We start from the raw sequence: 23,086 nt of genomic DNA, 5'->3' as shown, positions 1-23,086 counted from the left end.
GTTACGCCTTGGGCTCCGGTTGCTCCGGTTACGCCTTGAGCTCCGGTTGCTCCGGTTACGCCTTGGATGCCTTGTGCTCCGGTTGCTCCTGTTACGCCTTGGCCTCCGGTTGCTCCTGTTATTCCTTGGATGCCTTGGGCCCCTGTTGCKCCTGTTAYKCCTTGGATGCCTYGGGCYCCKGTTGCTCCTGTTACGCCTTGAGCTCCGGTTGCTCCGGTTACGCCTTKGGCTCCGGTTGCTCCTGTTAYKCCYTGGATGCCTTGTGCTCCGGTTGCTCCTGTTATTCCTTGGATGCCTTGGGCCCCTGTTGCTCCGGTTGCTCCGGTTACGCCTTGGGCTCCGGTTGCTCCTGTTACACCTTGAATGCCTTGTGCTCCTGTTGATCCCGTCTCACCATGTTCGCCTTTTTCGCCTTTTTCGCCTTTTACACCTGCAGGTCCAACTGGGCCTACAGCTCCAGCAGGGCCTACAGGTCCAGCTGGACCAATTTCACCCCGTACAGCAGTCGTTGCTTTAGGCTCATTAACCCCTAAAGAGACCTCAATCAAATAAGCTTTATCCTCTTTATTCACGATTGATACAAGCAGCCCTACCTTCAAAGCATCAAAACTCAGCTGTTGCGAAGAGTTTTTATCATAATATTGYGTTTCCGAAGTAAGACTCAGTTTTTTTGTTTCTGAAGCCAACGTTACAGAGACCGAATCTTTCGAAACGGCCGATATAATGCCGTTAGTTACACTATTGGACACGCCTGCTAAGGAAGTTTCCTTTCCATTTGTTAAGTAAGGCAACGCATTGCTTAGCATTGCCGCCATCTCAGCACGCGTTACGAGTTTCAACGGTCTAAACTGATTGTCAGTAAAGCCTTCAACAATATTTAGGCTAACACCAGCATTGATGTAACCCTTGTAAGATGGCGTAAAATCTTCCTCATCGCTAAACAAGGTTGTGCTTTCAGTCAATCGGCCTGCATCTGACTCACGATTAATTGCCCGAATGATCAGCTTGATCGTCCATTCACGGCTTGATGTCTGCTGACCCCATCCTGCCTTGTTCGTTTCCTCTTGTGCCACGAGAAGACCTTTTTTCAACGCTACCGAAATGTAAGGTTTAGCGAAGTCGTCAACAGAAAGTACAGGATTGACTGCGCCCTCTTTCTTGACTTCCTCCTCTAAACCCATTAGACGGATCGCCATAAGAACTGCTTCCTGATGAGTGACATTACTTTGYGGATTAAACATCCCTGCGTTATCGCCTGCGATAATGTCAAGCAGCGCAAGTTTGGTCATATACTTTTGTGCCCATGGCACCGTATCTGCATCCTTAAAAGTTGGCGCAGCCGCCGATACGATTTGAGTTGCAGGTKCCAACGATACCAGCAGAGCCATCGCCAACGAAGTTTTTTTAATTTTGTGTTTCATCTGTTACCTCCTGATTTTTTTCATAGTTTTCATTTTTTCTGCAAAACGCTTGAATCTCCTATTCCCTTTTATTTATAGGTCTTAAAACTTATAGACTTATAGACATATAGACTAATAGTCCTATAATACACTTACATAGGCATCCTACCCCTCTCGATATTCCTTCAAGTTTCGACTACATTAGCCAAAATCACCMATAGACCATAGTACTATGTGTTTCTCACAAATTTCTCACAAAAAATCCCTATCGAGATAGGCGACCACGTTTAGCGGCAGATTTTATCGCTAAGGTTTGAAGGTTGCTAAAGGGACAAAGCCTATTTATACGATTACGCATAAACCAAAAAGACGTTTTTCCATTCAAAAACCGAATGGAAAAACGTCTCAAGTGGTGTCAGTTACTCAACAAAACATACTGTGTCGGCATGAACGCAGTCACAATCTGTGTCAGGATTACCCTATTATATGGCAGTGATCAATTTAGTTATTGATATAACGTTCAAAAATAGCACCGAAATCCTTAACCTTCAACTCCGAATGCTTACCTTTCAACCAGTTGTAGGTGGATTCCGTAATCTCATCGAATTGCGTAACTGGAGAAGTCGTTTGTGTTGAGATACGGCCAGTGGCTTCCTTCGCAACAGCTACGCTTTGCTTAGCGTATTCGAACATTTCCTCATTATGAGCAACTGTCTCGGAAATTTTAATCAAAGCTTTGTACAAATCTTTGATCTGTTCAATTTGCTTTTTATCCACATCAATGGAGAAGTTCGTGTTGCCGATAATGAATTTGATCTCAACATCAAGATYGATCGTTCCTGCCGTTTCCATATACACTTGGGAGATCGCATGAGTATGATAGCTGAAACGTTTCAGAACTCGCTTAGAGCTAATCGCACTATCTCCATCCAAATGGATGAGTGCAAGGTTCGTGAAGCAATATTCGTCTTTCTTGGACTTGATGATGAAGTAAATCTTCTCGCCATCCTCATGCATCACATAATCATCAGAATCAACCTTATCAAAATCTGCTGGACTAATTACTTTACCGATATCACTTAAGCCTAATGCGTCTGCTGCAAACTTCTTGAACACTGGAACCATCCTCTCGCTAATTAAAATGTATGTAGACTTATCCCATTATACGATATGGGTAGAATTAACATAAGTAGCAAATTGTTAGCCATTCTATCGCTTCTCTTTTTGGCGGAAACGGCCAGGAGGAACCTTCTTCTCCAGTAAGAACGTACGTGTAAAATAATGAACGGAAGAAAACCCCGTCAATTCAGCAATTTCTTTAATAGGCAGGTCGCTGCTCAGCAGCAGATGCGCCGCTTGGCGAATACGCTCACTCCGAATGAAATTAGTGAAGCTCTCATGGATTCCCTCCGAGAATAGCCGAGATAGATGGCGCTCCGATACGCTCAAATAGCTTGCAACATCTTTGAGCTGAAGAGCTTGCGAGAGATTATCACGGATATAGAGCTTGGCCCGCCGCATCAAAATATGTGTGCTTTTATGCCGGATAATAGGCATCTTAGATTGCCTTCCGAATACAGCAGGGAACGACACCAGCAAGGCATAGGCAACCGAATGAATGGCTGCATACGGGAGACTTCCGTGCCCCTCTCGGATGAGAAGTGATCGCCATAATTGCACAGTTGGTACATCATCTGCCTCATACAGAACAGCATCACCGTGGAGTGCAAGCCCATTGAATGTTTCACGCATTGCATCATCACATAAGGTTTCATCCAGCTCAAACGCGATAAATAAAATATTCAACCCTTTTTCCGTACGAATTTGGTGGGTAATACCGGGTTTTGAGCAAAAAAGCGTGCCTGCTCGAAGTGAATAGACCATGTCTTCCTCTGAATACAGACCTTCTCCATCCAAAATGTAACATATCTCAAAAAAAGAATGCTTATGGGGTTGATTATCATACAAACAAGGATCCACTCCCCAATAATGCACTTTAAAGACAGCTTCCGCACCTTGGATTACAGTTAAAGCTTCATTCAACATCGCATACGTTTCCTTATACTGAAACATGAGCTTCACCTTTTTCGGGAAAAATGGCCTTATTGTGCAAAAGTATGTCCTCTGTTGAAAAAGATTACACCGTCAATATCTCCTATAATTATAGATAGAAAGCGGCTTAATGAGCAACTACAAATTGGAGGCATGATACGATGATACAACCTAAAGATGTCGATTTTTACAAAGAAAATGGTTACTTGCTAGTCAAAGGGGTATTTAATGAAGCGGAAGTTGTGGAGATGAGAGAGGCTGTTGAGAACATTATTCTACGTGCTGCTCACGCGAAAGCCGATAGTAATGCTGCTTGGCAAGGGGATTATCTACCCGCTGAAGAGCTGAAGAAGCTTGTTCTTAAAGGCTTTCATGATGTGCATTATCACGATGCATCCTTCATGCGAGCCGTCATTCATCCGAATATGGTAGCGGTTTTGAGACAAATTATTGGGCCCAACGTTCAGCTTCATCATTCCAAAATGCTGGTCAAGCCACCAGAGAATGGCGCTGCCTTCCCGATGCATCAAGATTATCCGTATTTCCCGCATGAGAACCATACGATGTTAGCGGCTAGTGTTCACTTGGATCGTGCGGATGAAGAGAATGGCTGTCTACGCGTCATCCCGGGCTCACATCTTGCAGGAAGCTTGCAACATATCGGTACGCATTACCTCAATCACAAAGAGTATCCAATCCATATGGGAACACCTTGTGAAGCGGAAGCTGGCGATGTTCTATTCTTCAACTACTTAACGATCCATGGTTCATCTTCGAATAAGAGCTCGAGAACGCGGAGAAATGTATTGTTTCAATATCGGGAGGCGAGTGATTTCCCGACCACGCAAGAGCATTTTGACTGGGGCATGGGGTTAATGGTTAGCGGGGAAAATCCAAATTTCACGAAAGTGAAGCCTAACTACAAGATTATTAAAGAAGCTTAAAGTTATATAATAAATACATGAAAAGCTGTAACCCTCACTGCAGCAAGGGTTACGGCTTTTCTAAAGTAAGAAAATGAGTCTACTTTTCAATGATGAGGACTTGCTTGGCTGCAAGTGTTGCTTCATGTTCAATGAAATCGCCGGATAGTAAATCCGTCCCCTTCAAATCCCCGAGGGAAATCGTAGTAGCTTGGTCATTATGGTTTAAAATAAAGACGAATGACTCGTTCTGTTCATTGGTTCTCGTAGAAACCTCAACACCAGGCACAGGTGGAATTGGTGCAGTAATCCCTTTATCTTGGCACAAGTTGCCTAGCAGCCCTTGTAAAAATGCTGGCTCAGGACTGGAAGCGACGTACCACGCTTGACCCGCTCCATATGTATTTACAGTCAATACAGGCATKCCTTGATAGAAATCCTTGCCATATACAGCTTTTACTTCGGCTCCCTCAGCATGGATTAAATCACACAGGATACCGCATTCGTAGCTTCCATCTAGGGCGCCCCATTGCTCATTCAGCTGAATTTGGTTGCTCTGATCGGGGAATAACGCATCGATTTCTTCTGCCCAAATGCCAAGAACATTGCGCAGCTCACCCGGATATCCACCCAGGGTTACGCGATCATGCTCGTTGACGATACCGCTGAAGAAAGTAGTCAGGAAAGTTCCTCCAGCATGAACGAATTGTTCCACGCGCTTCGCATATCCCTCTTTCACCATATAAAGTACAGGTGCAATGACAATATCGTAGCCCGTGAGATCCGTATCCGTGCCGATGAGGTCCGCTTGAATATTTTCTTGGAACAGAGCGTCATAATATTTATGAACTTCATCAACATAATTTAATGCGATTGTCGGGCCGCTCGACAGGCCTACCGCCCAGCGATTTTCCCAATCGAAAACAATACCCACACGTGCTCTCACTCTTGCGTCCAATACTTTATCTGATAAGCGCACCAGTTCATGCCCTAACTCCGCGCATTCACGGAATACACGCGTATGTTCATGTCCAACATGCTCAATGACAGCGCCATGGAATTTCTCACAAGCACCTGCGGAACGACGCAACTGGAAAAATAATATCGTATCCGCACCATGGGCAACCGCCTGATAGCTCCATAGTTTCATAACACCAGGACGTTTCAACGAGTTATATTTTTGCCAGTTCTGTTGACTTGGTGTTTGTTCCATCAACATAAACGGCTGACCGTCTTTTAATCCACGCATAAGATCATGCGTCATGGAAGTGAGACTGACCGGCGTGTCTAGCGATGGATAGTTGTCCCATGAGATGACATCCAAATAAGGAGCCCATTTGAAATAGTCTAATTCTTTGTAAAGCCCCATTAAATTCGTCGTTATTGACAGCTCCGGGGAATGACGTCTGATCGCGTTATACTCCAACTTGTAGCAATCCAGTAAACTATCGGACATGAATCTACGATAATCTAATGAAATCGATTGGAAGCGTGAACGATCGCCGGCCGTTTCCTCCGAAAGTGCATTTGGCGGAACGATTTCATCCCACTCGTAGAACGTATGTCCCCAGAAACCGGTATACCAAGCCTTATTTAATTGATCTAATGTTGTATAGCGCTCTTGCAGCCAAGTTCGAAATGCCTCCGCGCAGTTATCACAGTAGCAATAACCACCATATTCATTGGAAACGTGCCAAATGAGAATGGCTTCATGATCTTTGTATCGTTCAGCTAATTTCTCTGCAATTCGCTCTGAATAGATACGAAATGTTGGACTGTTGGGACAAGAATTATGCCTCATGCCAAATTTATGTTTGCGTCCTTCAAAATCCACGCGACAAACATCCGGATATTTCTTAGCCATCCAAGCAGGATGTGCCCCCGTGCTTGTAGCCAAACACACATAGGTTCCATTCGCATGGAGACGATTAATGATGTCATCTAGCCAAGTAAAATCGTAAGTATCTTCATTCGGTTGTGACAGCGCCCACGAAAATACATTGATCGTTGCGACATCAATTCCCGCAAGATTAAACATGCGTAAATCCTCGTCCATAACTTCTTTATCCCATTGTTCTGGATTGTAATCTCCACCATACCAAATTTTTGGCAGCTTAGGATGTATCATGATTCGCACCTCTTCATGTAATTTCATATAAGAATAAGTACATTATATTAAATTCACAATCATGTTAAAATATAATATAAAAGCAATCCTATATAAGAAAATGGAACAGGAGGATGGATGGTGCATACCCGATTTCTACTAACGCCAAGTACAGCCCAGCCCTACCCTTTATATATCGATAGCATTGGTCATCACGAAGATCAGGAGATGCTCAACCGCAAAGATGGCCTACCTCACTATCAATGGCTTCAGACTTTTTCTGGTGAAGGCGAATATGAAATGGGCAATAGGAAAGTCCTTTTATCGAAAGGTTCCGGTGTCCTCATGCTGCCCGGTGAACCGCACGCTTATTATGCCGTTACGGATACCTGGTGCACACAGTACGTTACGTTCGGAGGCACTAGTGTGCATACGATCTTAAGTACATTAGGCATGCTTGAATCTGCCGTCTTCCGTTGGGATGAGGAAGGTCCTTTAAACCTTGCTCTCACCCATATTTTGAACAAACTTCAGACGCAAGCCGATTATTCTGGCTATGATGCATCCGCGGATTTGTACCATTTCTTGATTCAGATAAAAAAGCACGCACAAATCAATAATCGCACTTCGATTACGAATCAGATGCTTCATTTACAGCCACTAACCGATTGGCTCGAAGATCACTATCCGAATCCGGATACCGGGATCGAACAGATGGCTGCTGTCCTTGCGATTACACCACGACATTTGAATACGTTGTTTCAGCATGCTTTCGGCCTCTCTCCTTATGCCTACCTCATCATGATGCGACTTCGCAAATCCAAAGAAATGCTGCTAGTCGACAGACATCGCGCCATTAAAGAAATTGCTGTGCGTGTTGGCTTTCGAGATACGAGTCACTTTATTGCGAGCTTTCGCAAACAAATTGGCCTGACGCCGGAGCGATTTAGAGAGTTGAATTAACGAATTAAACGGTTTCGCGTGCTGCTCCAACTAGCATATGAAACCACGGCGCGATCCAAATAACTGGAAAAAATCCAGCTATTTTTCAGCTTATCAGTCATTTTTGTGTAATAAATGGAAAATGTACATGTAATTCCCCGCGAATTCGGACGAAATTAGCTGTATGTTTTACAGTAAAAAGTAAAAAAACAGATCACAGGCAGATGAACATCTGTCTATGATCTGTTTTTTAGATAAATGAAACCACAATACGCGGCGGCACTGGCAATCCGAACCTGACGAACGCGAATCTGTCTACATACATCGAGACTCCCTGAGGTATCCCTTTGTCCATCCAACCTGGTGTATTTGTGAAACTAGATGGGCCTACTTTGTAAATTTCACCGTGGATATGATGATGAGGACCCAGTAAGTTCCGGCAGCTATTCGTCAGCTCCATTTCGATGACATTCTCCCCAGCAACCAGGTATCCTCCAATGTCAGCCTCATACGGTTCCCACAAGAAGGTTCGAACTTCGAGTCCATTTATCCACAGTTTGGATACAGCAGCATGAGGAGGTTCAGGGAAGAACCACTTAGCAGCAGCGCCATCCTTCCAATTCACAACGATGTGCTGTCGCAATCGAATCGTACCTGCGAAGAAAGGTAGTCCTTGCTGAACAAGTTCACTCGCATGCACCACTTGAGGAATCTCCTTGAGGACGAAAGCCCCCTCCGTCTGAACCGCATTTCGTTCACCGTACACATACCCCGATTGAGACTCAACACCAAACTCACCTAGGAGATAGATGCTCTCAATTTCGGTATCAAAGGTTAATTTATTGCCTTCTGATTCAAATATCTTCGCATTCTCAATCGCTTGATACGTTTCAGGCGAATTATAGAAATGCCTGTTTAAGCGAATGTGATTTTCCCCGAGCTGTACATTGCCGCTGATAGCGACTTTGTGGAAAGATCCATCTCGCCACGTTCCGCAGCTCTCCGAGGAGACCTTACTACCGTTAACTTCTATGGCGAAAAGCTCAGGGCTTTCCATAACAACAAATAGCTCCCTGTTATATCCAGTTTCCCAACCAACATAGAAAGGAAAGTCTAACTCGATATCAACAGATCGACCCAGTGCTAGTAATTGTTCCTGAATAAGAATCACAGGCTGCAGCTCGGACCACTCGCCATCCTCCACACGTAACCGACACGTATCCAATGTGAGGCTGTTTGGGGTGAGAGAAACGACGTCCCAATGGGAGCTTAAAATCGTTGTCTCGGCGGGTTGACTCTCATTCTCGCTCTCACTCTTTCTCTTATCCGATACTTGTTCAATAACGTTCGCAGGTTGTCCATTGCGCGGCTCCAGCCGCAGCATATAGGATTGACCAGGATGCAGCGGCAGCTGTACCCGAATGCCATCCGCCGTTGCGATCTGATCAAGGCATTCTGTGTCTCCGCTTGTTAGATCAATCAAGCTTACATGCCCTGTATGAAGCAGTTCAATGTCAACCCGAGCATAGTGTTCCTCCCCGGAATTGACGACATAAAATAAACGAGATCCCTCAAGTTCCAACGTTTGTACATTGATGGTGTCAGCAGCAATAGTAACTCCGTGCTCATCGGTCATCCGGATCGAAGGCGCACTGACCTTCGTTATGACGTCCATTATCGCAGCGGATGTCCACTCCGGTTTGTACGCTTGCAGGAGCAATTCCGCAAGTTCACTGTCGGCCACACCCTCAACTAGCTGAGGATAGGGTGCGCAAGCAATCAATTGTCCGCCTTGCTGCACGAATTGTTTCAGCAACATTAGTGACGTTCGGCTAATCGTCACGCTTGGCGGCAGAACCACCACACGATACGCCGCCTCTCCAATAATGAACTGGCCGTCTTTCACATGGCCGTGCCCCTCCATGATGCTTTCACTGCCATAATCATGCTCGATAAAGGCTTGGCACATCCAGCGTGATAGCTGAGCGAACGCCGCGTGGAACTGCGGAATGTCGGAGCGATCCTCTCCGCGCTGCAAGGTCCACGCACTGCGAATCGGGTGCAATAGCAGCACGTCGACTTGCCTTGTCCCCTCCGACAGCAGCATCGACAATCTGGCGAAATAATCGTTGAAGCCCTTATAGTCCTCCCACCACGGCTGTTGGACGAACAAAGATGGCGGATAATCCCGCTTCCGCAGACCTTTCAGGCTATAGCTCTGCAAATGCTGGCAAATCATCGTAATGCCATGGACGAACTGCCATTCACCAATTCGCTTCAAATCCGCGAAGCTAATGTCCCAACCGGAACAGCCAAAGCTTTCGGTAATCGTTTGCTTTTTCCCAAGTTGATGGGCGACAGATCCGACCTGTTTCGGGACAATCGGCTCATCTCCAATGAAACGACCGAGCCAATCACAACCTGGCATGTTCAAATGTTCATAGAACGCCATGGGATCTCCAACAGAGGTTACTTGAATCTGCAGCGCTTGTTCATCCACAACATGTCCAGTAAAGGACCATCCTTTACTTTGACACCAGTCACCGATTTGCTTTGCATACGCTTTCGTGAACATCGCTGTTACACACGCCCAGTAATCGTATCTGGCTTTCTCATAGCCGTCGACTTGCAAGAATAACGCTGGCAACACGTCCTTCAACTCATATCCATTCGCGGATCGAAATGCTGCTTCTATTTCAAAGGACCACGGTAATTGACCACGAGCAAATTGAGGTTCATCGGTAAAAAAACCTTGAATGACTTCCCCGAACTCCTCACCAAAACGCTCCTAATACGCGTCATAGGCAGCTTCAATGAATGCCCCCACTGCTTGCTCGCTTAAAGCATCTAAATAATAAGGATTGACCTCATAGTACAATCGAAGCTGTGCCTTTTCTGCATCCTCATCCCCAAGTAGACGATACCCGGGCTCTGTCTGCTCATAGTAGGCTATCGTATGTTGCGCAGGATTTTGAAAAGGCGCGTGTTCAACGAGCAGCTTCTTTTGCTGAAATGCCACGCCTTTGGCAGTAACCTTCCCGTCAGCGAAGCCGCTAGGCCACCCATTTTCGTCATACAGCCATGGTGACATGCCTAATTCTTTGCCTTTTACAAGTCAGGCACGAATCGCATCCATCCACTCCTCCCCCATGTAGGGGGTTTGAAGTCCGCCTCTTGCATGCATGAAAAAGCCGCCAATCCCCGCTTTATGCATCTCTTCAATTTGCCGTTCCAATTCAGCGATCTCTAATTTATCATTCCATGACCAAAACGGGAGGGTCCGATACTCATTAGGCGGATGAAGCAATTGTTCCCATATATTTGACATAAAAACCTCCGAAAGTAGTGTCGATCCTATTGGTGAACCTTGCGGTAATCCCCTGGCGTTGTGCCAATCATTTTCTTAAAAGCACGAATGAACGACATCTGATGTAAATACCCTACGCGTTCCGAAATTTCTTGGATCGGCAAAGGTGTCGTTCTTAGCAATTCCTTGGCATGCTCCATCCGTATTTGGCAGAGATAGACGACGAACTTCTCACCGAAATCCTCTTTAAAAATGGTGCTTAGGCTGGACGAATTCATATTAAATTGTTCGCTTAGGCTCGATAAAGATAGATCGGGATCACTGAAATTGGCCTCGATGTAGTCCCTTACTTTTTGCACTACACCGTGATTGCCTTTGCTGACGCGAATTTCTTCCATTTGCTGTGCACAGGACGTAATGGTTACCAGATAAAAAGATTCCAGTTCATCCAACGTTTCAAGTGTCTCCATATTCTCATCCCATGGTGTGCGGAACTCCCGATTCCATAGTTCTTGATACTCAGGAGGCAGCTCCATCATTTCCCGATAGAAATAATAGTTCATGTAACTGAGAATGCCGCTGATCTCCTCTTTTGGAAGCAAAAGGCGACGCAAACCCTCAAATAGCAGCTTCAACTGCTCCTGCCACCMATCGTTACCGACACGGAAAGCTTGAGCAATTGTCCGTACATACTGAAGATACACATATAGATCATCATGCGACAATAGCTCGATTTCCCAATGGCCGATCACCCGATTGCTGCCAAGTGCAGACTTATAGTCCAGCGCCCTAGCCGATGATTCATAGGACTGATGTATCGATTGAACCTCATGTACCGTACATCCCAAACCAAATGTCACCGTTAGCTTCAGATTATTCTGCATCCATTGACGGACTTGATCCGTCAGCGTCACCATCGTCGACTCCAGTGATGTCTCTTGCTGCTCTTCAAGAAAAATAATACACAACCGATGATTCGTGACCCATTCCTGCCAAATGCGCAGACCACAAGCTTCTGCCGATTCTTCGACTACCTTTTTCAAAATATATTTAAAAAGTCCCTGATCCTCTCGGGAATGCCCGCTAATAAACTCGGTATATTTATCAATTTCGACGATGCTCACTGCGGCATTTCCCAATTGCTTCATGCCAAAATCCATTATCTCATTGTTCCAATCTGCCTGCTCTAGCGGGCGACTTCCATCAATAATCTCGTGGAATAACTGGATACGTCGATACTTCTGATTCACAAGACTCTGATTCTGATACTCCTGACTAACTTCAATGATGCTGCTGAGCGTGTAATCAATGTAACTCAGTTCATCGACCGTCGGTCCTTGTATCGGATGCTCTTTATGCACCTGATTATATTTCTCGATTCGCGACATAATCGTTTCAATTGGCTTATAGTTTTTACGGGTAATATACACAATCCAGCCAATGGCTAGCAGCAGTCCCAAGAACCCAACAATAAACCAGCCACTCTTCATATAGTTAAAAATATTACCCAGCTCTTCCTTCTTCAGCGAGCTCGTATAGGTCCAACCTGTGTAGTTGGAAATGATCGTGATATCATCATCCTTCGGATTCTTGCCATTTTGCTCAAAAATCATCTGGCCTTGACTATCTTTGAGTGCAATCTGATTCACTTCAGATATACCGTATTTGCTTAGAAACTCTTGAATGCCGCTGATTTTCACATTAATAACAAGCATAGCGATGCCTTTGCTTTGCAGGGGAACACTTCTGGACAAGGAAATGACAGTACCTTCCAGATTCCCATCTTTTACAGTCCGATAGGGACGAGGCAGACTCCAGCTATCTAGTTCAGGATTATTTATATGACTTTCAATGAATGTTTTATCTCCAAATTGCTCGACATTCAGCTTTGTTTTATCACTAATAACCGTCCCATCACCTACCCGATACAAGTAGGCAGAATCAATCCATGGATTGGTAGATGTTAAGCTCTGAAGCAGCCTGGAAAGTTCGATGAAAAAGTTAGTATCGCTTTGCATCCCAGCGAACGTCGTTATGTTAATATTACGAGTTATTGTTTCTAACATCATCAATTCAATGGAGTTCAGCGACATGTCGATGCTGTTCTGGATATTTTGGACATACACGCCACTGGATTTCAGGGCTTCTTTGCGGGACAAATCATTAAGCTGAACGACCCCGATAAATACGAATAAACAAACGATAAGAATAAGCACAGGAACATAGGAAAGTAGCAAGCGATGGAACCAATTTCTTCTCAAGTTGGGCTCTCTCCTTCATGATAAAGAGGTGTTTATCCTACCATTCTATCCTTGAAAGGACGGAGGAGCAATATACATCCTTTCGCGGAGTTAACATGGATTTATCTGGAAGTAAAAAAAGGCTAGTGCGACGATTCGCGCGAGATACTCTAATTTGGTCGTTCCTCTGGAACCGAATAGTCCGATTTTATCCAACTAATTACGCTGTCATCGTCATCCACACCTAGTTAGTCCGAAATTGCCGAACTAAATCATCCCAAACAGCTCCTAATCAAGAAAATAGGCTATTTAGTTCGGCAGAGTCTGACTATCGGTCCTTTTCTAATGGGAATCCTTTCTTTAAGTCGGAGATTTCGGACTATTCTAGCTTTCCAGCGACGAGTGTGGAGTATAAAGTGGCTAAAGTGGACAGCAGCGATGAAAGCTAATTATTTCCATAAGAAAAGCCTAACAATCAAAATTCAAATTCATTCTGCCCCACATGTAAGGGATAGCTTTCTTGGCCCCAAACCAATGTACCAGGCAAACTCTGGGGCATTGTAACTTCGACGTGCCATTGGCTGTCCCAACACGCCACATTCACTTCAATAAAGCCGTTCGGGTGCGGAAGCTTACCCTGCAGACGCGTCAAAGATCCTAGCTGCGGACGAATCACGACTGATGCAAAACCCATCGAGGCTGGGCGAATGCCAAGCAAATTGGTGTAGAGATGGTAGACCGGATGAGCACCCCAAGCATGACAATCCGAACGCGTGGAATCTAGGAATATTTCCGGCGTTGTCTTAAGACCAGTTGCCTCCATGCCGAACCAAGGCTCGAGTCTGTCCAGCAGCGTTTCAACTTGATTGGCAGACGCTAACACATCGAACATATAGTGATCGAAATACACGCTAGTGCGCATCAAATCGTTGGCCGTCTTCAGTATTCCAGGTACAAGGCGACGGTTTAATTCAGGCGAAATCGACTCGCATAATAAGGAAAGCACTTGTGCATGCTCCGAATAATACTGATGGGAAGTTTCGTCCGCAAACAGCCCTCTCTCCTCATTCCAGAACAGTTGCTCAACGACGTTGCCCAGTTCTTTTGCCAGACGTCTTGCTCGTGATTCCAATTCTGTTTCACCTAAATAAGCTTCAAGTTTGGCAACCAGCTCCAACGTATGAATCATCTGTAGATTGTAGGCTGCATTCAAGCGATCTGCGCCATGCGGCGGTGTGCCCGAGTTCCATGCATCTGACGGCGCAGTCTGCCAGTCCATGAAGTTCCAAGAAATAGGCAGCTTTACCGCTCCATTCGATGAACGATTTTGCAACAACCGATCCAACTCATCCCGAACGCTGCTCATCATGAAACGAATCCATTCCCGGTCAACTCTCCACAGGGCATAATCATAGACCATCGCCACCCACCACAAGGAGAAGGAGGAAATATGTTTACCATTTTGGTCCGGGTAAGCACAGTTCACAAGTCCAAGATGGTTGTTGCGAGAAACTCGGAACATGTCCATTGCTTTACGCGGTAATCGAGCGTCGAGCGTACTCACGTAGGTAATAAGCGATTGAATGCGTGTATCCCCCACATACATGAGCTGCTCCCAATAAGGGCAATCCATATAGGTTTCGTGTGCACACATTTGCAGCGTCCTAAACGATGACTTAACGACATGATTTAGGCGTTCATCACTACTCTCGATTGAACCTTCCATCTCCAACGGATATCTCGTTTCCAGCAACCTAAACGCCTTCAAGTCCAGCGCTTCGCTCCCCGTCTCCACGATCAACTCGCCATAACGTCCCGCATGCCACCACAACGAATCGAAACTTCGGCACGTCCCGCCATCCGGACGAAACGTATCGCCGTATCCTCTAAACCATTTACCCGCAATATCATTCCGGTTCGTCTTGCGTCCACCATCCGCTTCATCATAGAAAGACTCCTCCCAATGGAGTCGAATGACAGAACCTTTTCCTCCCGAAACGACAAGCTCTGGGTAGAAACAATAATAATCCCCTAGATCGATAATGACTCGTCTATGTGTATTTGCTGGAATGTGAGTCGGTTGCCCGGTAAGTAAACTATTCCAAAGCTCATGCTCCTCTATCAAATCGCGACTTGCGACGATCGGATGTTCGTCTGATTCCTGGATACCAGCTTGCTCTACAAAACGTACACGTATCGCAGTCACGCTAACCTCTTGCATCGCCGGCAATGTAGCTGGTCGCATAAGCCGCTGCACCGACGAAAAATGATAATTGTCCTTACTATGGTAGACATTCCCCATAGGTTGTACCACAAGCCATCCGTCACCTCCCCCTAGCAGAGCATCCCAATCGAAAGACGCACCATCAATGTCCAGTTTTGCACCGGTACCGATGCTGGATGTCAGCGGCACAAAACGATAGCCCAGCATCGGCTTCGCTTCCCAATGAGCAACACCTGTACCCATCAGAGGTGCGAGTGCTTCATCATCMGGACTAAGCAGAAAACCTGGCTGTACGCTTACCTGTGCCCACGGCTTATGTTCGCCTAACGCCCAGCAGCGTGCAATCCATTGATGCTCTCCTGCGGCAACCTCGACCTCATACGTTTCATAAAACCAGTTGGTGCGGTCCCCACGTTCGCTGCCTCGGCCGATCCTTACGTGATCCAGAAACAGCTCATACCTTTCATCCCCAGAGACGTGCACCCTAAGACGAAGAGCTTCACTTAAAGTGAATTTGCAGCGATAAACAATCACATAGGGAGGTTTAGCCTCCTCACTGTATGTCACCCATCGACATGGCCAACCTGTTGTCTGTTCCCATGGCTTTTGCGATTGATTTGTCTCTATTTGTCCATTATAGGGTAAGTCAGTTAGCAGTATTCGCAATCAAATCACCTCCTCCATTCGTTATCGGATATCATCCACAACGTATAATTCTTTTACGCGTATATTCATCTCATCCAAGCTTGCTGCAGGCTTCGTACTACCCATCATATAGATCTGCTCAAAGGTAACGCCTTCAATCAGGAAAGGATCTGTTCCACGCAGCATCGATGGGAGTCGGCCTTGATCGCGTACGTTAATATTTTTTAAAAGCACCTGGGTAACGGGTCCAATCCCTCTTCCACTGTCTTCGATTTCAAAATGCAGCCAAAAAGGTCCATTTCTTGTATGGATGACTTGCTCAATATCGATGTTCTGGAAGGTGAGATTCTCCACGGTAGCCTTACCAAAGCGATGATGAATCGCTAATGCACGGCTGGCTTGATAGACGTAACTATTGGTAAAAGCGACATTCCGTTGCGCTTTTTCTACCCCCATCCCTACTTTAAAAGCCGCACAGCAGGTCCATGCTATACAATCATCGAACGTCACATTCTCAAGCACTTGCGGCGAGCCCGGCCAATTTTGGGCAATATCCGTTGCTTCATTCCAGGTTTTGGTGGAGAACGGGTCATCTTCTGAAATGGCAATTGTATGTGTAACTAACACATTCTGCGACTCTACGATATCAATGGCGTCATCCTCATAGTCAACCAACGATTGAAAGCCCTTGTAGTTCGTAATGTTTACATGAGTAGAACGAGTAGGAATAAGCGCCCAGAGGCCGGCATCTCGCCCAATAATGCCGTCAATCGTAAAGTTGGAGGTACGTATAGGCACAATTAAATTGCTAACAAAGCTTTGATTCGCTCTCAACCAGGAACCGTTCCCATCGATTGTCCCTCGACCAGTGATCGCAATATGGGTGGAATTGGGTTCTGTTTGGATGAGCCAGGTTCCATCATAATTTAGGCTATCTTTATGAAAATCGACCGTGTAATCCTCTTTCTGATCGGTTGCTCTAAGTACAGCTCCACCTTGAAGATAAAGGGTAACATGACTTTTCAGGAGCAGATTGCCGATCAGGAAAACCCCCTCAGGAACATAGACAACACCCCCGCCAGCTGAGTTGGCATCATTGATTGCCGCTTGAATTGCTGAAGTTGCTATCGTTTTCCCCGTCAGATCAGCGCCATAATTAGCAACCACATGATAGATCCCCTTGCCAGATTCAGGTGGAGCGCTCACTTCAAGCGGATCTGCGATGAGGACGAGCTCCTTCAACTTGTTGATTTTTAAAATGAGATATCGGGACTCCTGGAGGTTGAAGGTCAGCTTGTTCCCCACTACCGTACCTTGAATTTCAAAAGCTAACGGACTTATCGAATACGTATCGATCGGCTCGCACGCCGTGATGGTAATAGTCGTTGAACCGGAAAAGGAGAAATGAGCGTAATCATAATCACGATCCGTCAGAAAAGAGATCACCGGTATTCCGATATGATCCGCCTTCACTGAATAATACGTTGATTCCGCGTAAATAGACGGTACGGAGTAAGTCACAATCGTTGCAGGCATAATCATCCTCCTAGGCTTCATAGCTAACAGGTTTAACATACCGATTTTGATAGGGCTCATCAATCTACATTTCTTTGTTGGATTAACATACCGATTTTGATAGGGCTCATCAATCTACATTTCTTTGTTGGATTAACATGCGGAAGAAATAAAGCCCATGGGGCTAATACGTTCCGCAACTTCAGCACATTAGCAACAAATACACAAAGAAGCCTGATATTTTGAAACTCAGGCTTCCTTGTTACAGACTATGGATTATAGCTAACCTTGGCATCATCTACACTCATTGAGCTGGCGTTGCCGCCGATCGCTGAGCCCAGCCTGTCAACCTTGGTCAATCCGGTATACCGATAGTTCCACTGTGAGCCTCGCAGCTCGCCATTCACATAGACATCGAACTTTTTCGTTGCTGTATTGATAATCACTTTAAGATGGTAAGGTTCTCCGTTCTTGGTTGAGGTTTGTATGTTCGTTTGAGTCCCACCGTTATAACCCCAAATTCTTCCTGCTTGCATAATGAGATGAGCAGCACTATTGTTCGAAGTGATACCGCTGTCCGAGATTACTAAAGCATTTTTCCAGTTATCGTCATCGGCGGTAACAGTCGCTTCTGCAATGACCGTGCTGTTTGCAGGCGCGGTAAACACTTTATACGCCTCAGCTTTGCCAGAGGTGGACGTTGTCGTCAATTTGGCTGCCTTGTTCGTAGCCGATCCGCTTACCATCTGTACTACGCCCGTATTTCCCGTGACGCCGCCGTTATCGAATACCCAACCGCCTTGCCCATTCAGATTACCAAGCGTCATGCTGTTAAAATTCTCATCGATTAAATTAGTTAACGTAAGCGGCTTATATGATACTTTCACATCGTCCACGCTCATCGAGCTTGCGTTGCCAGCGATGGAGGTAGAGAACTTGTCGAGCGTGGCCACGTTGTAACGGTAGTCCCAGCCCGTAGCGAGCAGCGCTTCGTTGACGTAGACGTCGTATTTTTTCGTTGACGCATTGATCACGACTTTCAAGCGATACGGCTGGCCATTCGTAATCCCTGTTAACACATCGGTTTTGGTGCTGCCGTTATAGCCCCAAATTTTGCCGCTTTGCATCACTAGCTGTGCCGCATTGTTATTGGTAGCTAAGCTGTTGTCCGCAACGATGAGCGCATTTTTCCAATTGGCATCATCGGCTGTCACGGTCGCTTCCACTGTAATGTAGCCGCTTTGAGGGGCATTAAACAGACGATATGCTTCGGCACTTCCGCTAGTTGATGCTGTCGTTACTTTCAGTGATTTTTCTGTGTTATCAGCATTCAAAGGCTRTACAACAACGGTATTCGCAGCCACACCTGCGTTATTCATAATCCAACCATTTTGCCCGGTCAACGTGCCAGGCAACATGTCGTTGAAATCTTCATTCACCGTATACCCGGTAATCGGGACACCTGTAGGCGTTGCAAAAAACGCCTTAATGCTTTTCCCCCCAGCCCCGTTCACATTGACTGTGATTGTAGTTGTACCGCCACTGGTGCTCGTCGTAATCCGTGAATCCTTATAAGCAACCGGTCCCAGATTTTGCGTAAGCGTAAGTTGAATAGTACCCGTATTGGCCAACGTTGGATCAGATACGGAAACTTCCGTTCCATTCTCGGTCGTGCGGACCATGACGGACGCCTTTTTGTTGCTGCTGACACCACTCACCGTTTTGGCCGCATCATTCCAGAAGTTAATACCTAGTATGCCAAGTGCATTTTCTTGCACAGCCTGTGCAGCGGTTGAATTTTCAACGACAGTAATATCCGGATTAGCTGCATACGTATCCAACTGTCCGCTTGACATACCTGGCAGTAGCACATAGGCATACTGGGCATTCGTCGGATTCGTGCCGTGATCGAACCACAGATTCATATAGTTGCGTGTATAGTTCGTAAAGTATTCCGCAGCTGTGTAGTACTGATTAATGCTCGACCATGAGTCTGTTCGCGCCTCGCGCAATCCCTTTAATGTCGTTGCTGTTGGGAAATAGTAACCGATGTCTGATCCTGCCACATTTCCGGCCAAATGGACCTTAGTGACTCCGGTCATTGTTTCATTCCAACCTAGCGTGGTTGACTTTGCGGCTCCATTTACAGTAAGCGCATTGTTAGCAGAGCTGTTCAGCTTTCGATTTTCAACAATGGTTTCAGCTACCTTGTTGTCTGTGGACGTTATACCAGCTCCAAGACTCACAATCTCATCATCGAACATGAACCATGATTTCTTCGCTGTCAGCGTAGCGGCATTAGCCGTGTATTGCATGCCTGTGATCCCATATTGTCCCGATATTTCTGTGCCGCCAACCCAACTATTCGGATTTTTGACATTAGCTGCTGCCGTTGTGTTCTGATTGACTGTCGTGCCAGGTAAACGATAGCTGTTTACAGTTGGCCAGTAAGAATCCTTGTATTGTGTCAAATCGGAATTATAGAGATAGGTCATTCCGTCTCCGGTATGCCAGCCCTTTAAATTCTCATTATTAACAATTTCAAAATTCCCGATTTTATTGGATGACATACTGATGCCAAAACCGAATCCTGGTCTATGGTGTATGGCTCTAGCCATGTTGGGGTATTGTTTGTTCATGATCAGCGCATCTCTCGTGGTAACAGACGGATCACTCATGATTTGTTTCGTTTGCACAATAGAGCTGATCATAACCAAATCAGCATACTTGGTAGGAGACGTAGCTTCTGTCATCCATTTCTTAATCATTGATTTATAGGCTGCCCGATCGTCCGCAGATGGTGCTGACACTGCCATCCTTGCTACGGAAGCTCCAAGCGAACCTATTGACGTTAATCCATTATCATCGCTGGCTAATCTTGCAATGTTTCTTCCTCTGACCATATCGGCCATGGAAGTATTATAAAATAGCGGTTCAAAAGCATTATAAACCCATTGATAGATGTTATTCACATCCGGATCTGTTATATCCCATGTAGAACCTGCAACGACATACATCACTTTGGTTAAATTATCGAGTAAATTTATGCCATATCCGCCGTTGTAAGGTATTAGTGCGGTATGTTGAAGAAATGAACCGTCGCTATACATGCCTTCACCGGAAGTCACATAATCAAATACTGAACTAAGCTGGTCCCTGCCTAAGATGATTTTGGCACTGTTCTTGACAATAATTCCGCTTGTAATTTTAATGTTGCAAGCCCATACGCGATTAGCTCCAGTCAGGCTGGCTCCCCAAGTAAGCGCTTGATAGTCGATGACAGCGTGCCAATTCGTAATCTGCGTTGCGGTTAAACTGGAATAAATCCAAGTTGTTATGTTATTGATGCTGAGTGGAGAAGAGATTTGCCAGTCAAACCAATTGTCATAACCTCTATACGCTACACTAGTGTTATATCGGTTCGTGTACATCCAATCCATGGCACTTATAATATCCTCCAGCAATGCTGCGTTGTTTTGAAGCGTTGAACCTCTAGTCACATAGGCTAGCGTCATCGCTTCTAACCGTTGATAGCTTCCTGAAACATGCTCCGATTCCGTCGTCGTTGCCATATCACTCCACAAATAAGTTCTTCCTGCAGCCTTATTCATCGTATCCCAATTCGTCTGAGCAAGTGTTGTAATATTGGTAATCTTGCCGCTGATGTCCGGGTCCGCTGGATCGAAAGTAGGTCCACCAGTGGTAAGATCATAAATTTTCGCGCGTAATGTGTCATACTCATCTGCCGCATAGGCAGGTTGAATGGGCATTGCCAGTACATTGACAATCAAAGCTAGCACTAATATAAGCGCTTTCATAAAACGAAATTTACCCATTAACATAATTAGCCCCCTCTTAAGTCGAACGATTTGTTGGCTTTACTTCAGCCGCTCCTTGCAAAAATCGAGTCCTTATATTGAAAAAAAATGCTTCCTTCCGAACTAACTAACAGCAGGAAGGAAGCACATGTTGGACTAAAACTTTGATTTAACTTGTGTACATGATTGTCGTTAACTTATTTCGTCAACAATTTATAGTAATCTTTCGTGTGAATAACGTCTTTTTTGTTATCCGTATAGGCTTTTGTATAGAAGTCATCGACTTTTTTACCGCCGCCTTTTTCCCAAGCGTCTTGAGCATCTTTCATTGCTTGTTCAACMGTATAACTTGCTCCACCAACAACAGCTTTTGTATAAATGTTTGTAAGTGTATTTTTCAATGTGTTTTTAATAACAGTTAGATCATCTGTCAAAGTAACTGGAAGTACGATTTCGGACGTAGTTGGACGATCAGCTGAAATGTATGCAGCTTTACCTTGGTTGATCAAGTCAATATAGGCTTTATCATTCGGCTTCGAAGGATCTAGTTGGTTCGTGTAATCCGCACATTTCCCCATCGTGCCCAATTGAGACACCATTTGGAAGTCGCCATTCCAATCTAATTCTTTCTTGTTTTTTGCTGCATCAATTGGTCTCGGACAACCGTCTACCATCTTATAGTTAACGCCTTCCATACCATACTTCAATGTGTTTTGAACTTCTGGTGTCATCAACCAATCCACATATTGAACAACGGCTTCTACGTTCTTCGCTGTTGCATTAATGGCACCCATAAATTGCATAGGTACTGCACCTGCAGGTGAGAATTGACCTATTTCAGACTTCGGAAGCGGCAGAATCGCTACTTTCGCATCTGGATTATTTTTGATCAGCGTATTGTAGACATCATATCCTTTTGCACCTTCTAAACCATCTGATCCATAAATGCCAAGCTTGCCGTTTACCCAATCTTGCTGTGCTTTAGCCATATTTTTGTCTGTGAACGTATCTTTATCTACAGTGCCAGCTTCATACAGAGCTTTCTTGAAAGCTAAATCTGCTTTTGGACGATCCCATGTACGTACATATTGATCATTGATTAAATGATAGGACGTGATCATTGGCAATGTTTCATCACTCGCTTGCCCTAGTTGGTACATATAGTCTACATCCCAGAAAGTTGAACCCAGTGTATCCTTCTTGCCATTACCGTCAGGATCTTGCTCTGTGAACGCTTTCGCAACTTGGAGATATTCTTCCGTTGTTTTTGGCATTGGCAGCTTCAATTTATCCAACCAATCCTGGCGGACCATCACATAATGGTTAGTTGCAAATGGAAGACTGCGACCAAAGAAGTACGTTTTCCCATTAAATCTCGTTAATTTTTGTAAAGACTCATTGCCAGCGATCATTTTCTTGTAATTCGTGGAATATTTCGCAATGGCATCATCGATCGGAATAATTTGTCCTTTGGACGCCAAATCCTTCATATAAGGATTCGAGAATTCCAAGATTAAGTCAGGTGCTTGGCCAGAAGCGAACAGAACGTTCCACTTCTCCGAAGAGTTCGTACGTGGAACAGGGACAAACTCAACTTGCACAGGTGCATTTTCATTAATCCACTTCGTCCAGCGGTTATTCGTAATCGTGCCTTCACCTTCAGGTACATTGTTACGATCATAAATGGAAACCGTAATCTTGGGTTTAGGTCCTGCCGGTTTCGCACTTGCTGTAGCTGCAGCTGCGGTACTTGGTGTTGTTGTGCTAGCTGCCTTGTCCTTATCTGATCCACAAGCCGTAAGTAGCGCCGTGCTGGAAAGTACTAATGCTAAGGAAACGGATGCTGCTTTCTTTTTGCTGATTGTATACATATGAATAAGTCACCCCTCATGTAATGTACGTGCATTTTTAAG

14 protein-coding genes are annotated in these 23,086 nt (G+C 45.3%); 2 read left to right on the top strand and 12 right to left on the bottom strand.

The features are described 5' to 3' along the window. The 3 genes from AC1DLM_RS20400 to AC1DLM_RS20390 form a co-directional block, all read right to left on the bottom strand. Window positions 1-1,421 (bottom strand): S-layer homology domain-containing protein (locus AC1DLM_RS20400; RefSeq protein ID WP_477570982.1); only part of this gene is annotated, 1,421 nt, incomplete at its 3' end. Window positions 1,422-1,901: 480 nt separating this feature from the next. Continuing rightward, window positions 1,902-2,516 carry a PH domain-containing protein gene (locus tag AC1DLM_RS20395; RefSeq protein ID WP_477570981.1) on the bottom strand — a complete coding sequence of 205 codons (615 nt, stop codon included), beginning with the start codon at window positions 2,514-2,516 and terminating at the stop codon, window positions 1,902-1,904. A 93-nt stretch (window positions 2,517-2,609) separates the two neighbouring features. Continuing rightward, window positions 2,610-3,473 (bottom strand): helix-turn-helix domain-containing protein, encoded by an 864-nt coding sequence (locus AC1DLM_RS20390; RefSeq protein WP_441987113.1) that lies wholly within the window; start codon window positions 3,471-3,473, stop codon window positions 2,610-2,612. Between the two features lie 140 nt (window positions 3,474-3,613). On the opposite strand from AC1DLM_RS20390, the gene AC1DLM_RS20385 reads away from it, so the two are divergent. Beyond that, window positions 3,614-4,396, top strand: a complete 783-nt coding sequence (locus AC1DLM_RS20385; protein WP_441987114.1) for a phytanoyl-CoA dioxygenase family protein — start codon at window positions 3,614-3,616, stop codon at window positions 4,394-4,396. A gap of 79 nt (window positions 4,397-4,475) precedes the next feature. Here the strand turns inward: AC1DLM_RS20385 and AC1DLM_RS20380 are convergent, their stop codons facing one another. Continuing rightward, window positions 4,476-6,503 (bottom strand): beta-galactosidase, encoded by a 2,028-nt coding sequence (locus AC1DLM_RS20380; RefSeq protein ID WP_441987115.1) that lies wholly within the window; start codon window positions 6,501-6,503, stop codon window positions 4,476-4,478. Window positions 6,504-6,620: 117 nt separating this feature from the next. Between AC1DLM_RS20380 and AC1DLM_RS20375 the strand changes: the two genes are divergently transcribed. Continuing rightward, window positions 6,621-7,445 carry an AraC family transcriptional regulator gene (locus AC1DLM_RS20375; RefSeq protein ID WP_441987116.1) on the top strand — a complete coding sequence of 275 codons (825 nt, stop codon included), beginning with the start codon at window positions 6,621-6,623 and terminating at the stop codon, window positions 7,443-7,445. A gap of 229 nt (window positions 7,446-7,674) precedes the next feature. Here the strand turns inward: AC1DLM_RS20375 and AC1DLM_RS20370 are convergent, their stop codons facing one another. From AC1DLM_RS20370 to AC1DLM_RS20335, 8 genes are all read right to left on the bottom strand, one after another. Beyond that, window positions 7,675-10,182, bottom strand: coding sequence for a glycosyl hydrolase (locus AC1DLM_RS20370; protein WP_477570986.1), 2,508 nt, complete (start codon window positions 10,180-10,182; stop codon window positions 7,675-7,677). A 30-nt stretch (window positions 10,183-10,212) separates the two neighbouring features. After that, complete coding sequence (locus tag AC1DLM_RS20365) at window positions 10,213-10,515, bottom strand: hypothetical protein (RefSeq protein ID WP_477570980.1); 303 nt, start codon at window positions 10,513-10,515, stop codon at window positions 10,213-10,215. A gap of 24 nt (window positions 10,516-10,539) precedes the next feature. Next, on the bottom strand, window positions 10,540-10,752 hold the full coding sequence (locus AC1DLM_RS20360) for a hypothetical protein (protein ID WP_477570979.1): 213 nt from the start codon (window positions 10,750-10,752) through the stop codon (window positions 10,540-10,542). Window positions 10,753-10,778: 26 nt separating this feature from the next. Then, the gene (locus AC1DLM_RS20355) at window positions 10,779-12,992 is read right to left on the bottom strand and encodes a helix-turn-helix domain-containing protein (protein WP_477570978.1); all 2,214 of its coding nucleotides are present in this window, start codon (window positions 12,990-12,992) and stop codon (window positions 10,779-10,781) included. 454 nt (window positions 12,993-13,446) lie between these two features. Beyond that, complete coding sequence (locus tag AC1DLM_RS20350) at window positions 13,447-15,861, bottom strand: alpha-L-rhamnosidase-related protein (RefSeq protein WP_441987119.1); 2,415 nt, start codon at window positions 15,859-15,861, stop codon at window positions 13,447-13,449. Between the two features lie 21 nt (window positions 15,862-15,882). After that, window positions 15,883-17,376, bottom strand: a complete 1,494-nt coding sequence (locus tag AC1DLM_RS20345; protein WP_441987120.1) for a glycoside hydrolase family 28 protein — start codon at window positions 17,374-17,376, stop codon at window positions 15,883-15,885. A 248-nt stretch (window positions 17,377-17,624) separates the two neighbouring features. Then, complete coding sequence (locus AC1DLM_RS20340) at window positions 17,625-21,191, bottom strand: polysaccharide lyase 8 family protein (protein WP_477570977.1); 3,567 nt, start codon at window positions 21,189-21,191, stop codon at window positions 17,625-17,627. Window positions 21,192-21,370: 179 nt separating this feature from the next. Further along, window positions 21,371-23,044 (bottom strand): extracellular solute-binding protein, encoded by a 1,674-nt coding sequence (locus AC1DLM_RS20335; RefSeq protein ID WP_477570976.1) that lies wholly within the window; start codon window positions 23,042-23,044, stop codon window positions 21,371-21,373. Window positions 23,045-23,086 lie beyond the last annotated feature (42 nt).

The organism is Paenibacillus sp. 01T442 (assembly GCF_056398345.1).
This window is presented reverse-complemented; position numbering and strand designations above follow the sequence as displayed.